Genomic DNA, 14771 nt, shown 5'->3' on the forward strand with positions numbered 1-14771 from the left:
ATATAAAAATTAATACAGAATAAAAGTAGGTAAAAATATTTGCTAAAGTTTGCTATAATAAAACCATTCTCGATTCCAACCTACACGTTATTATATTCTCAAATATACAATATGTAAAACTAATTTAAGATTTATATTCTATTACTCAATATAGCTCATGGTGATTTATTTTTTAAGATAGGACAACAGCACAGAGCAGAAATTGATTCTGCTCTGTGGGTGGTACACATATCAGTAAAAAAAACTATTCAAACCATTTTCTTTCGCTATTATTATGCCCATCTCTATTTACACCACGATCAGTATTTTTTTTAAAACTTTTATTGGCAGCAAAATTATTGTTATACTCACTATTACGCTTCCCTGCATTTCTACGTACTCCTACTCTAGGGTTGTTATTAACGTTCGAGTTATTATCATTATTATATCTTCTATAATTTCTGTTATTAGGTGCAGAAGTATTAGAATAATTGGATTCTCCAGAACGATTACGATCTTTACGGGAATCAAAATCTATATCATTGTGAAGATTTTTAATTGTCAATTTTACCTTACCAGATCTATCAACGCCGATAATCTTAACATTAACCATTTGTCCTTCGTGCAATACATCTTCAACTTTATTTATATGTTTTTTATCTATTTCGCTTATATGCACAAAGCCCTCCTTAGAACCTACATAATTTATAAATGCCCCTGCTTCTATAATTTTTACTACTTTACCTTCAAAAATTGTTCCTATTTTTGGTTCGGCAATAATATCATTAATTTTATCTACAGCAAGCTGTATGTTATCTTTAGACGTACTAGAAATAGAAACCACAGATTTATCATCTATAATCTCTATATTAGTATTTGTAGTACTAGAAATCTCTTTGATAGTTCTTCCTCCAAATCCAATAATTTTTTTAATATGATCATGATTTACCTTCATTGATTTGAATACTGGTACAAGTGGTGATAATTCATTAGGAGATTTAATAGATTCATCCATTTTATCTACAATAAAATTTATTCCGACTGTTGCCTGGTCAATGATTTGTTCAATGATATCAATTGATACACCAGTAGATTTCACATCCATTTGCAGTGCTGTTATAGATTCTCTAGTTCCTGCTATTTTGAAATCCATACAACCCATATAATCTTCATCTGCTGCGATATCTGATAAAATTAGATATTCGTTTTGATTTTTAACTAGCCCCATAGCTATTCCTGCTATATGTTCTTTAATTGGTATTCCTGCATCCATCATAGACATAGATGCTGCGCAAACCGTAGCCATAGATGACGAGCCATTTGATTCAGTAATCTTAGATACAATTTTGATTGTGTATGGAAAATGGTCTACTTTAGTAGGCAGAGCAGATTTCAGTGCTTTCCAAGCAAGCTTTCCATGGCCTATCTCTCTTCTACTAGGAGCCCTTAGACCTGCTATATCTCCTGTAGAATATGGAGGAAACACATATTCCAATAGAAATGATTCTTTATATGTATCTTCTAATCCGTCTATAAATTTTTCATCCTGTGCAGTACCCAATGTAGTAACTGAAAGTGCTTGAGTTTCTCCTCTAGTAAATAACGAAGACCCATGTGTGCTCTTTAACAAAGATACCTCTGATGCAATATTTCTTATTTCTGTTGCTGTTCTTCCATCAATTCTAATTTTTTTGTTTAAAATTTCGTCACTTAATAATTGATTTCTAACTTTTAGGAATTCTAAGCTTATTTCTTCTTCTGTATAGAGTTCTTTTAGTGAATCATGAGATTTAATTTTATCTAATATATTGCTGATTATTTCATATTTCTCAGATTTATCAGTAATTCTAAAATTATTGATGATATCTTCTGTTGCTAAAGATTCAATTTTAGCTTTCAGTTCTTTGTTAGTATTTTCTAAAATATCATATTGATATAATTGTTTTGATGATTGGCTATTAAGTACAGTAGTAGAAAAATCTTCTATAAGTTGTATTACTGGCTGTATAGATTCTTGGCCTAATTTAATTGCTTTTAACAATTCTGATTTTGCTAAAAAACCACAACCTGATTCTAGCATTATTACTGAATCTTTAGTGCTTGAAATGATTAAATCTAATTTACTAGAAGCTAGTTCTTGTATGCTAGGATTGATAGTTAGTTTATTATCTCTATAACCAATTCTACAGGAAGCTAATATTGTAAAAGAAGGGATATTTGCTATTGATAATGCAGCAGAAGCCCCTATTAGTGATAAAACATCGGGGTTATGAGCTGAATCGTATGATATTACTGTACAAATTATCTGAATTTCATAGTTAAAATTTTTTCCTAATAACGTTCTAACTGATCTATCTATTAGCCTTGATACTATTACTTCACGTTCAGAATTATTTCCTTCACGCTTCATATATCCTCCTGGGATACGCCCAGCTGCATATGATTGTTCCTGATAATTTACTGTTAACGGTACAAAATCTATATTTTGCTTTGCTTGTTTATCTATAACAACAGTACATAATACCGAAGTATTACCCATTTTCACTAATACAGAAGACGTAGCTTGTCTAGCTATCTTGCCTGTGCTCAATTCTATAATGTTGCCATTCCAATCTATTTTTTTTATCGTTTCGTTAAACATGATACCTTTTATTAATCTAAGTTATATTTAATTATTTAAAATTAAGTTTTTATATCAAGCTTGGTCTGTAGCTTGTTTTACCTTAATGATTTAACATATTGTAACTACATATTCTAATATTATTAATAATATGTAATTTATGTCTATATTAGTTTCGAATGGTATAAATACCGCGCAATAATCAGGATATAAATAGTTACTAATTAATTAGCATACTAGTTTTATATAATGACTATCTAAAAAAGCGCATACAAAATCTACATATCCTGCTTTTAACCAACCATGCTTTCTCTGATGAACTGACACCATTTTTCAAATAAACTCAGAATTCCAATTTCAAGCAGTCACTTGAAAATATTTAGTACACATACGCATATTAATTCGCATACTACTAAACATATATGAGGACTGCATTTTACTTGATTGCTCATGACAATTTTATACATATACTACACAAACCATCATAGAGTATATACTACTAGAATTTTGAATCAACAAATTTTTTGATATTTATCTTAATTAATGTAACAATTATATCAGTTTAATTTACAAAAGATAAAATTCATATCAAATGTATAATTGCCGGCCGTGACTTATGGAATTTATTTAAACATTGGTTATATACTTAATAGCTGATAATTTTGTAGCGGTTTTAGGTAGTTAGTTCAAATAATTCAATATAAGACACAGAAAAATACCGGAATTTATCCACAAGAAACGCTAAAAGTTGTAACTCTAATTAAGATAGAAGCTACAGCTCGTTGTATTCTTCCTATTTAATTATATATATATATGTTGTAAGCTTATCGCACTCATAGCAGTTGATGTTTCTAGGCAGTTATACTTGTGCAAAGTAAATGATATACAAATCCACTACTTAGAAACAGTTACACTATTTAATCACTATGCTTCGCAGTATAATAACTGCTCTTCTGTTATTTCAGATCATACCATTTCTGTTATTTCTCCTTGTTCTATATGTTGTTCAGCACCAACATTGGTGATACTATAATCATCCAGAATATTGAACTCACTATCATTTAGTTCATTATCACAACAAGAGTTAGTTTCACTACCAGCGTCAGTGGAATTAGCAATTGTCTGTGTATCAGAGTTAAGGTCAAGTTTAGTGAATTTATCCTCAACATCGCTGGATTGATAATTATTAATATTAATTCCTTCTAATCTTGTAGATAATTCTCCTAATCTTGTGGCTAGTTGTTCTGATATAGGTCTCGCATTGCCAGCAAATATGAATTTCTCTAGTTCATCATTTTTAGTTGTCTGCGGATTTGAAGAAAATATTTCGGATACAAGATAGTATTTTCCATCTTCTTTATTATACATTGTTTTGTATTCAGAATTATTGTTGTCACTGAACTCGATACGGAATTTTGGTAAAGGATGATCAGCACAGGATAAAAAATCTATTACAGTTTTTAATATATTCTTATTAGAATCCTCTTTGAAAATATTTGCTTGTTCCTTTATTGGGCATAGATTCACAGAGCACACTTTACTTGTTATTTGGGATTTTATACTATTAATAATATTTGTTCCTCCATTTATAACCTGGAAATACACATCTTTTGCAGCAGCTTTATCTTGAATCAAATTTTTAGATCCAGGATTTTCTATAGTCAAAGATGATATCTGTATACACTCTTTGAGTGCTCCTTCACAAGTTTTTTTGTGAAAATGTACAGCTGATAAATCTGATATAACTGCTCCCAGTGAGTGCCCTGTAAATATCACTTTCCAAGTACCAGGGCCATTATCAGGATCAGCAACACACTCACTTACTATTTTTGTCACTTTTTGATCAATAAAGCTCTTAGCTTGATACACCTTTGAAGGAGTATAACCTAAAAGCAACTGTAAATCATTGATTATATCGTATAACCTCACACCAACTAAACCAATTTTTGTCCCGGGATTGCTGATAATCACTGTCTTATCTGCTTCATTAACAAAAACATCAGATTGATACATATTAAATTCACTATTTTTGTAAAAAAAGCCTGCACTAGAATCTTGTAACTTAAACCCATGTTTCTTAGAGACACTTGACAATGCTATCTTTCTATTCTTAAAATCCTTTTGATAGCTCACGGTAGTGGTATCAATTATTGCACTAAGTAACTTCTGACCATAATGATAATCAGCAGCTTCTAACTTACACTCACGTTTTTCAGAGACACTTGACAATGCTGGTATCCCAGTCTCTGGATTTTGTTGATAGCTTGAGGTATTGGTATCAATTATTGTATTAAGTAACTTCGAATCATGATAATAATCAGGAGTTTTCAATGTATCTTCAGATTTTAGTAAATTACTATTATAAAATTGCTTTGCTACAGTTGTGCACTCTTTAGCTATAGCATATGAAGCAGAGGCTACAGTTTTGGCTCCGCTAAATGTAGTGCTAGCTATTTTACTAGCTATTGGTGCAGTAGTTTTTAAGGTCCAGGCTGCTATATCATACATTGTATTAGCGGCACTTTTCATATTTTCTGCGGTGACGTGTTCTTTAGCTATAGCATATGAAGCAGAGGCTACAGTTTTGGCTCCGCTAAATGTAGTACTAGCTATTTTACTAGCTATTGGTGCAGTAGTTTTTAAGGTCCAGGCTGCTATATCATACATTGTATTAGCGGCACTTTTCATATTTTCTGCGGTGACGTGTTTCTTAGCTATAGCATATGAAGCAGAGGCTACAGTTTTGGTTCCGCTAAATGTAGTAGTAGCTATTTTACTAGCTATTGGTGCAGTAGTTTTCAAGGCCTGGGTTGCTATAGAATTAATACTATGGAAGATGCTAGCTGCTATGCCATGCTGGTTAGTATTATTATCATTCTCACTTTGAGGAGAATCATTGCTTTTTAGATTGTTCTTAGCATTATCTTCCTTGCTACTAACTGTAGTATTATCGAACTTAGAACTGCTTTTTGCTTTAAAGCAGACACTTGCTAGCCCTGATAAAAATTTATTTGATTTAAACATATTAATTTGGTTTAAAAATGAATAACTATACTTTACGTAAAGTGTTATAGAAAATTGTAACCATCCTGTTCTATAAAGGCTACAGCCAACTGTAGGTGTTTTATGAACTAGACTTTAATGATACAGTATGACCAATATAAGACTACTTAAGATTTACATCATAAAATATCTAACAACCTTCCGATTACCGCCTATGATAATTGTTATTTTCATATTAGTCAACTAAAAAATAGGGATTATTGATAGAATTAGTATTAATTCAAGAGACAACTTATAAGTATATTTAGTAAAAAAAAACTGCTAATTACAGGTTAATTAACTCGTAATTGATAGCTAATTTGAACAAGTAGCTTAACTTAACTTTAGATAGTGATTATGAATCAAAAAATTTTTACTTGGTCCTTCAATATTGTATGTTATACAAAGATAATTCAGTGAAAAATCATATTTAAAGCTATATGTATCTTTATTGCAGATATATTTGCCGTTAGCACGGTTGTTTACCATAAAGATGTTACATAGGAAACTGTTATCGCTAAGATATTTAGAAATTATAGTATTTTGTTGATTATATTTATATAGATATTTTTGATATGCAATAATATTGCTTGATTTTATAAGATCATTTTTTAGTAAGAGTTTTTCTTCATACAACATTGTGTTAGGTGTATTTTGTAGAATTTTAAAACTTGCGCCGCCTGATCCTTTATAAATACATCTTACATCTGATTTGTTAGTGATGTTCTTTAGTATTTTCCAATTTCCTAAAAATTTTTCAAGTATTTTATTAACACATTCTTTGTTGCGGTTTTTATACATTACGTAAAATAATTTCTATGTTATCTATTTTAAGTGATGTAGATCCTAATAATAATCCTCCGATATTTTCTATAGAAAGTATATTTTTATAATTTTTTGTTCCTACAGAACCACCGTATACCATGCAACAATTCTCTGTTAAGAATTTTAAGTCTTCATTATTTTTTATAAAATCAAAAATTTCATTAATTTTATCTTGATCGAGGCTTTTTCCTGATCCTATAGCCCACATGGGCTCGTATGCTAGTATAATTTTTTTACCACTTAGATTTTGAGGAACAGAGTTAATAATTTGGGTTTTTATGAACTCTTTATAAGAGTTACTGTTTCTTATGGTAATAGGTTCTCCTACACAAATGATTGGTGTAATGCCTGCATTAAGACAATTTTTTACCTTGATCTTTATTTCTGCTTCTTTTTCATTCATGTATAATTTGCGTTCGCTATGCCCTAGAATTGCATATTCTACTCCGATATCCCTTATCATTTGTGCAGAATATTCACCTGTAAAAGATCCATATCCTGTAAATAAGCTTATATTTTGAGTACAGAACTTGTACTCTGTATATTTATATAATAAATATGATAATAGTGGTACGGGAGGTGCAATTATTAATTCAAAATTACTGGTGTTTTTCAACGATTGTAATTTATCTAAAAAAAATAATGATTCATTCAGTGAATAATGCATCTTCCAGTTGATAATAACCATTTTTGGCATAAACAGATAATTTTTTAAATATAAAAAAATTAATAAAACATCTTGCACTATTTTTTATAAAGCACTATCTTTTGAGAGTACTTGGATAGATATCATTCGATCGAATCTAATCGGTAAATATTGATCAAACCAAATTTTGTTTTCAATTAATGCAGTTACACAAAAATTTTACTAAATTCATACTTAAGTTGCTATTAACTTTAGTTATCATTAGTTTTATCGGATTTCAGTCAATAGCATTATTCCAAAGTAGTAATACAGAAGATTATGTTGTAACATTTTCTAACGGTATTAAGAATATATCAAAAAAAGAATTTGTTAAGCTAAAAAAATACGAAATAGAAGATATACAAAAAAAAACTAATAAAACCTTGACTGAAAATGAAATATTGCATTTAGGAATAGATAACAGAGTAATACAAAAATTAATTAATAAATCCGTATTAGAATATTTTATTAAATATTATAACCTAAATCTAAGTAATAATTATGCTATTAACTTTATAAAAACGCTGGAATATTTTCAGGATTCTAATAATAATTTTGATCCAAATATTTTTCGATCCTATTTTAGCGGAGCTTCTGATGGTCTAGAGAAGCAGTATATTAAAGAGGTAAAAGGAGATTTATTAAGGCAGTATGTGGCTGGGGTTTTCTTAGATATTTTCTTACCTTCTAAGATACTCGCTAAGAATTTTTTATATTACATTGCAGAAGAGAGGGTAGTGGATATAGTTAAGTATGATTTAAAAAAACGATATGCTAATAGCAAATCATCAAATCCTACTAAAGATCAGATAAATGAAATATACGAGGCTACTAAGCAGGAGTTTTTAGTACCAGAGCAAAGAAGTTTTAGCTATGTATTTGTTAATAGTGATACATTGAACGGTCAAACTATTCCTATTACTTATGCAGAAATTAAGGCATATTATGAAGAAAATATTGAGGATTTTAGTGGTAAAAGCTTAGCGCAGTCAAAGCCTCAAATCGTCTCTTTACTGCGTACAATGCGTAATGAGGAGAAAATCATTAATTATATTAAAGATTTTGAATCCGAAATAGAAGCCGGCAGTAATTTATCACAAATTGCTAAAAAATTTAGGTTGAAACCGATAAGTATAAATAATATAAACCGCCAATCTATGGATAATAATAAAAATCCTATATTAGCAGAAATATCTAACCAAGTTTTTGATATGATTCAAGACGAGTTATCTTATCCTATAGAGCTTAATAATCAATCTGGCATTGTAGTAGTTGAGTTGTACAAAATTATGGAGGAAAGGCAGCAAACATTAGAAGAAGTAGAACCCATCTTAAGAGCTAGGTTTTATAATAAACAACTAATAAGTAATAATATATCCAAATTTGCAGAGTTTAAAAAAAAATATACCACAAATAATCAATCTAAGTCTAAAGATTTTCTTATTTTAAAAAATAATATTTTTAGTAGAAGTGATTTTCTGTTGCATAAATTCTCTAATAATCATGATATTCCTTATAATTTAATGCGTGAAATCTTTAATATTAAGAAAGGTGATTACACTGATATCTACCAAAATAACGTTCAAGAAGCATTTTTTGCACGTTTAAATGCTGTACAGCATCGATCTTTAACAGAAAAAAAATTAGCTGACACAAAATTATTGGATAATATCACGCAGCATATCAAGAATGAGATATTCCAAGAAATAGTAAAATTTATTACAATACAGCATGATATGAAACTTCATCATTCAAATATCACTTAATTTAATTTGGCATTTGAGGTTTATGATAAGATTTAAAATGTCTGATTTCCTTAAATCTCCTAGATTGTTTTTTAGTATTATCATTGCCAATATCCTGGACCATTACGATTCTGCTTTGTATATTTTTATGATGCCTGTACTATCACGTGTCTTTTTCCCACAATTATCAAGCGTAGAAGGTTTGTTGTTATTACATAGCATTAAGAAAATTATTCGAATGCTTACTAGGCCAATTTCTATGGTATTATTTGGTTATTTATTAACTAAGTATTGCCCTAAGAAGTTATTAATTTATACCTTACAAGGTATTAGTATTTCTACATTTGCTATAGCTTTATTACCTGGATATAGTAAAATTGGAGTGTTTGCTCCGATATTACTGATAATGTTTAGAAGTTTGCAGAATAGTTTTGCATCTGGAGAACAGGTTATATCAGAATTATTAGTATTAGAACAAGTAACTGAAGCAAAATTTCAAATAAAAGCCAGTGGTTTTTATCTGTTTTCAACTATGTTAGGTATAAGTTTTTCTTCGTTTGCAGCAACATTGGTAATCTATAGTGCTGATCCTGATTTTTACTGGAGGATAGCATTTATTGTTGGAATGTTAACTAGCATTACTGCTACCTATCTTAGAATTGCAGCTAGCAAAGAAAATCTTGCTTCAATGTTGAACGATACTAGTAAATATCAATCATTGAAGTCAAAATTGCATTTTGCATCTACAAACTGTTTAAATTTCTGGAATTCGTGGTCTAATTTTTTTAGTTCATTGCCGATATCAATAATTAATATAGTGAATAAATTACAGAAAAATATATTATATCTATTAAAAATTATACCAAGTAGATTGTTTCATTATCTTAAAAAGAATAGTAAACCTACATTTAGTTTAGGAGGTAAACCAGAGATCAAAGAAAAAATTCTGAATCATAAAATAACCTTTATAAAGTTATTTTCAGTTAATGCATTTTCTTATTCAACTTATGTAATTCCTTTTATTTTTTTTAATTATTTTATTCCAATAGCTAATAGTAATATATCTCTAAAAGCATTGATGCCCTATAATACATTTTTTATGTTTATTAATGTTAGTATGATACCAATATTAAGCATTATTATTAATAGAGAGAATTTATTAAAGATAATGCTCATAGTTTCGAGTTTATTTGTGATTACTATTATCCCTATATTTATGGTTATCCCTAATTTAGGATTATTTGGAATTAATTTATCAAAATTATGGATAATGTTCTTAGGGGTAGTGTTTTCTGTATCAAGAACAGTGTTTTTGATACATATTAAAGTCATACGAGATAGGTATTTTGTAAATAGTATCTCTGAAGCCTTCGGTACAGAAATATTAGGGCGCAGTACCAGTTTTATTTGTTTATTGCTTTGGTATATAACAAATAGCACTGTAATACCCGGTATCTATGTTGCTTTAATAGCCTTTTCTGCTAGCGTTGTTATAGCTAAAGAGTTAGGTGTTGAGTGTAATCCCAAAAAGAATACATACTGAGAATGTTATTTGGAGTTATTATCATTATTCTTAACTATAATTGAACCAAAATATAGAACTTATATACACTAATGCAGTGTGTTGTACTAATAATATAAGTTTTTAAAAGTTAACATTGTTATGTTACATTAATATCTTAATAACTCATTTATGCTAATTTTTTTTCTTGTATTAGCATCTACTTGTTTTGTTATTACAGCACAGTAGAGAGCTGGTAGATTTTTATTTTCATTTGCTATACAACCAGGTACTACAACAGAATATGCAGGGATTTTACCGTATGATATCTTTCCTGTATCGCGGTGAATAATTTTAGTAGAAGCTCCGATGAATACACCCATACTTATAACAGAACCATGCTCAACTATTGTTCCTTCTACTATTTCGGACCTAGCTCCGATAAAACAACCATCTTCAATTATTACAGGTAAAGATTGTACTGGCTCTAATACTCCTCCTATTCCTGTACCACCTGAAATATGACAATTTTCTCCTACATAAGCGCAAGAGCCTACAGTTGCCCAGGTATCTATGAGAGTATTATTACCAATATGGGCGCCTATATTGATAAATGAAGGCATTATAACTGTGTTTTTTCCTATATAGGAGCCTTTACGCACAAAGGCTCCTGGCACGATACGATGTTGATTGGTAATAAAGTCTTTCTCATTATATTCTGTAAATTTATTGTTGATTTTATCAAACCAGCGGATATTGCCAACTTCATATATTTTGTTATCAGAGTATTTCATATATAAAAGAATAGCTTTTTTTACCCATTCATTGACGTACCAACTATTATTTTCTTTGTAACAAACTTTTATGTTTCCAATGTTTAGTTGATTAATAATAAAATCTAGTTTAGACTGAGCTATTGTTATAGCTGTTTGGGGCAATAGCTGTTTTTCGCAGTTTTGTTGCCATAGCTTTTCTATAAAATCTTTGTACTCTTGCATATTCATAAAATCAGTGATGCTATTTGATTCATTTTATCTTTATCTTTCATTAGAATACTTCTAAACAGAAGAGAAAAATATTAAGATATGTGTCTTGTATTGATACAAAACTGAGGGCCGAATTGTACATCAGATATAGTGAGTAAGCAATTATAAACGACTGATTTTTTAAATATAATGAATTATTTATAAAGTTATTAGTTATGTATATTACATGTAAAAAATGTAAGACAAATTTTTTTGTTGATGATGGACAAATTGGAGATAATGGTAGAAAGGTCAAATGTTCTAATTGTAAGAATATTTGGCATCAATACCCTAATCAAGGTAATAGTATTAGTACTAAAAATTTGGACAAAGATACCAATTTACCTGTTATTTTACCGGTAAAGATTCCCTTTTATCTTTATATTATTCCAATTTTTTTATTTAGTATCATTGTATTTATGATAGTGATGACATTCCCCAGGGCTTTTAGTATCCCTTCATTTCTTGATAATAATAGGTTGAAAATAGAAGATGTAAAAATCTCTTATGATGAAGATAGAGAACATATTGTAGTTGATTATAAAATATTTAATATTTCTAACAGAAAAACCGAAATGCCTTTAGTTAGAGTAAGGCTTTTGGATGATAGTAATAGAGTGTTGAAGATGGATATAGTTGAGCGCAAAAATCTTGTGTTTTCACCTAAACAATATCTACATTTTCAAACTGAATTTAAGTCAGTGAATAAGGATATCACGATTGTTGATCTGATGTTAGGAAATAAATTAGATTTTTTACTTAGGTAGTTTTACTATTATTGATTTTATAACAAAAGGAAATAGTATTTTATGTATTCGCATATTAGATCGTAGTTTATAAAATGAGTTTAGGTCGTTATAAAAGTAAAAATTTTTTTATTGTATGGTTATACATAATGTGTTTTATGGTGATTTTGGCAATATTCGTAGGAGGGTTGACTAGGCTTACGAAATCAGGCTTATCTATCACTGAGTGGTTACCTATTTCAGGTGTAATACCTCCTTTAATTGAGTCTGATTGGATGCTGGCTTTCAATAAATACAAATTATCTCCAGAATATAAATATGCAAATTTTACTATGGATCTTGGAGGATTTAAAAAGATATTTTGGCTCGAGTTTATTCATAGAATTATAGGAAGATTAATATTCATTATGTATATTATACCAGGCTTATTTTTTGCATTCTGTCATTATATTACATCACGAAATATCTTTTATTATTGCATTGTAGGTATGTTAATATTATTGCAAGGTTATATCGGCTGGTATATGGTGAAGAGTGGGTTGGTGAATAACCCTTCAGTGAGCCACTATAGGCTTGCTTTACATTTATTTGTTTCCCTTGTAATATATATTATGTTGTTTTGGCAGTTGATGCGTTCTTCTTTTGATATGTTTTTGGTATCTGAGTTTGTTTATGCTAATCAGTTAGCAGTGGTAAGTAGATATTTATCTATAGCCATTATTATTGTATTTCTGCAAATTATAATAGGAGCATTTGTTGCAGGGCTTGATGCTGGTTTAGTATATAATACATATCCTTGTATGGGAGGGGATGTTATAGCTAGTGAGCTGTTTCATTTAAAGCTGGATATGAATATATTGAATAACCCAGTATTAGTACAGTGTTTACATAGATTGTTCGCAATTTTTATACTATTATATAATGTATTTTTGGCTATAGTTTTAATTCGTACTGGATATACCAAGTTAATAAAATTATCCATAGTGCTATTATTTGCAGTAGCAATACAATTTGTATTAGGGGTACTGACCTTGATTTACTATGTGCCTATAATTTTAGCGTTATTACACCAAATAGGTGCTGTAATATTAATTTCTTACTTGGTTTATGGATTATTTTTAGTCAAATCTAATCAATTTGAAGAATTATTTTATCATTGAGCAATCAGCTGGATAGGGCGTATATTTCATTAAAGAATCAAGTAATTTCTTTCAGTTAGTGGACTCCTGAAAATGGGAATATCATGAAGAAAAATATAGGAATATTAGGGTTAGGAGTAACTGGTACATCTTTATATAAGTATTTTGTGTCTAAAGGTTATAACAAAATATTATGTTATGACGATCAGGCAGCTAAAAGAAAATCCTTTTTGTCTAGATTTGATGATGCAACTATTATAGATATTAGTGATTCATGTTGGAAAAATTTAGATGTCATTTATCTCAGCCCTGGGATAAGTTCAGAACATAAAATTTATGATATATCTACAAAATATAGTATAGGGATATCATCTGATATAGATTTATTTTATAGCCAAAATATAAATTCTAAGTTTATAGCAATTACTGGTACTAACGGTAAAACTACTGTGACATCTTTAGTATTTCATATAATGAAGTCAGCTGGTATTGACTGTGACGTTGGAGGTAATATAGGACAACCTGTCTTAAACATGAGATTTGGTAAAGCTTTTTATATACTTGAATTATCATCATTTCAGATAGATTTATTAAAGATATTTAAACCTACATTATCTTTAATAGTTAATATATTCCCAGATCATCTAGATAGATATAAAGATTTTACATCATATATCCATTCTAAATTTAAGTTATGCATGTTATCTGATATCAATGTAATTGGTATTTTTAATGATATAACTTCTAAATTTTATACAGAATACACTAAGAGTTATCCTAATAAACATATTATAACATTTTTTCATAGTTCTATTTATAATTATGACTCTAGAATGGATTCCAATAGTTTATACATAAAAAATTCTACAATTATTGATAATATCAGTGGAAAAACATATCATTTGCCAGATAAAATTAATTTATTGGGTGATCATAATCAGTCTAATATATTGGCAGGTTACATAATATGTAGAATATTTAATATACCTGCTACTCAAATTCTACAATATATCAGGAGTTTTGAGTCGCTAGAACACAGATTGCAGTATATCGGTTATAAATATAAAATATCATTTTATAATGATAGTAAAGCAACAAATAGCAATGCAACTAAATCTGCTCTGCTTGCGCTTGAGGATATATTATGGATATTAGGAGGTGTATGTAAAGAAACTGATTTTTCAGCATTAGATGTAGCATTACTTAATGTTAGAAAGGCTTATGTGTTTGGCAAAGATAGGTTAATACTATCGCGTTACCTTGAAGGCAAGCTAGCTTTAGAATTATTTGATTGTCTTGATGAAGCATTTTTAAAAGCAGTTGAGGATGCAGGGCTGCTCAATAGAAGTTGTAATATATTGTTATCACCTGTTGCTGCATCATTTGATCAATTTAGTAATTTCATGCATAGAGGAAATCATTTTGTAGATTTAGTAAAACAATTTTTAATAAAGTAGATCTTGT

10 protein-coding genes are annotated in these 14771 nt (G+C 29.2%); 5 read left to right on the forward strand and 5 right to left on the reverse strand.

What is annotated here, in order from left to right:
* Window positions 1–244: 244 nt before the first annotated feature.
* The 4 genes from pnp to IHI24_RS01860 all read right to left on the reverse strand — a co-directional run bounded on the left by pnp (window position 245) and on the right by IHI24_RS01860 (window position 7163).
* Complete coding sequence (pnp, locus tag IHI24_RS01845) at window positions 245–2620, reverse strand: polyribonucleotide nucleotidyltransferase (RefSeq protein WP_194966368.1); 2376 nt, start codon at window positions 2618–2620, stop codon at window positions 245–247.
* A gap of 945 nt (window positions 2621–3565) precedes the next feature.
* Entirely contained in the window at window positions 3566–5623 is a 2058-nt protein-coding gene (locus IHI24_RS01850) for a lipase family protein (protein ID WP_194966369.1), read from the reverse strand.
* 351 nt (window positions 5624–5974) lie between these two features.
* Entirely contained in the window at window positions 5975–6442 is a 468-nt protein-coding gene (locus IHI24_RS01855; RefSeq protein ID WP_194966370.1) for a DUF6314 family protein, read from the reverse strand.
* The gene (locus IHI24_RS01860) at window positions 6435–7163 is read right to left on the reverse strand and encodes a triose-phosphate isomerase (RefSeq protein ID WP_194966371.1); all 729 of its coding nucleotides are present in this window, start codon (window positions 7161–7163) and stop codon (window positions 6435–6437) included. Before IHI24_RS01860 ends, IHI24_RS01855 begins: the two co-directional genes overlap by 8 nt.
* Before the next feature lie 149 nt (window positions 7164–7312).
* Here IHI24_RS01860 and IHI24_RS01865 point away from each other — a divergent pair, with 149 nt between their 5' ends.
* The gene (locus IHI24_RS01865; RefSeq protein WP_194966372.1) at window positions 7313–8917 is read left to right on the forward strand and encodes a peptidylprolyl isomerase; all 1605 of its coding nucleotides are present in this window, start codon (window positions 7313–7315) and stop codon (window positions 8915–8917) included.
* A gap of 22 nt (window positions 8918–8939) precedes the next feature.
* The gene (locus IHI24_RS01870) at window positions 8940–10439 is read left to right on the forward strand and encodes an MFS transporter (protein WP_194966373.1); all 1500 of its coding nucleotides are present in this window, start codon (window positions 8940–8942) and stop codon (window positions 10437–10439) included.
* A 128-nt stretch (window positions 10440–10567) separates the two neighbouring features.
* Here IHI24_RS01870 and dapD read toward each other — a convergent pair whose 3' ends face one another.
* Entirely contained in the window at window positions 10568–11395 is an 828-nt protein-coding gene (gene dapD / locus IHI24_RS01875) for a 2,3,4,5-tetrahydropyridine-2,6-dicarboxylate N-succinyltransferase (protein WP_194966374.1), read from the reverse strand.
* A 203-nt stretch (window positions 11396–11598) separates the two neighbouring features.
* Here dapD and IHI24_RS01880 point away from each other — a divergent pair, with 203 nt between their 5' ends.
* The 3 genes from IHI24_RS01880 to murD all read left to right on the forward strand — a co-directional run bounded on the left by IHI24_RS01880 (window position 11599) and on the right by murD (window position 14764).
* On the forward strand, window positions 11599–12189 hold the full coding sequence (locus IHI24_RS01880) for an MJ0042-type zinc finger domain-containing protein (RefSeq protein ID WP_194966375.1): 591 nt from the start codon (window positions 11599–11601) through the stop codon (window positions 12187–12189).
* A 74-nt stretch (window positions 12190–12263) separates the two neighbouring features.
* Complete coding sequence (locus IHI24_RS01885) at window positions 12264–13328, forward strand: COX15/CtaA family protein (RefSeq protein WP_194966376.1); 1065 nt, start codon at window positions 12264–12266, stop codon at window positions 13326–13328.
* Window positions 13329–13411: 83 nt separating this feature from the next.
* Window positions 13412–14764, forward strand: coding sequence for a UDP-N-acetylmuramoyl-L-alanine--D-glutamate ligase (gene murD, locus IHI24_RS01890; protein ID WP_194966377.1), 1353 nt, complete (start codon window positions 13412–13414; stop codon window positions 14762–14764).
* Window positions 14765–14771: the final 7 nt, after the last annotated feature.

Origin of the sequence: Rickettsia endosymbiont of Cardiosporidium cionae, assembly GCF_015476335.1 — a bacterium.
Lineage (GTDB): Bacteria > Pseudomonadota > Alphaproteobacteria > Rickettsiales > Rickettsiaceae > JADHZC01.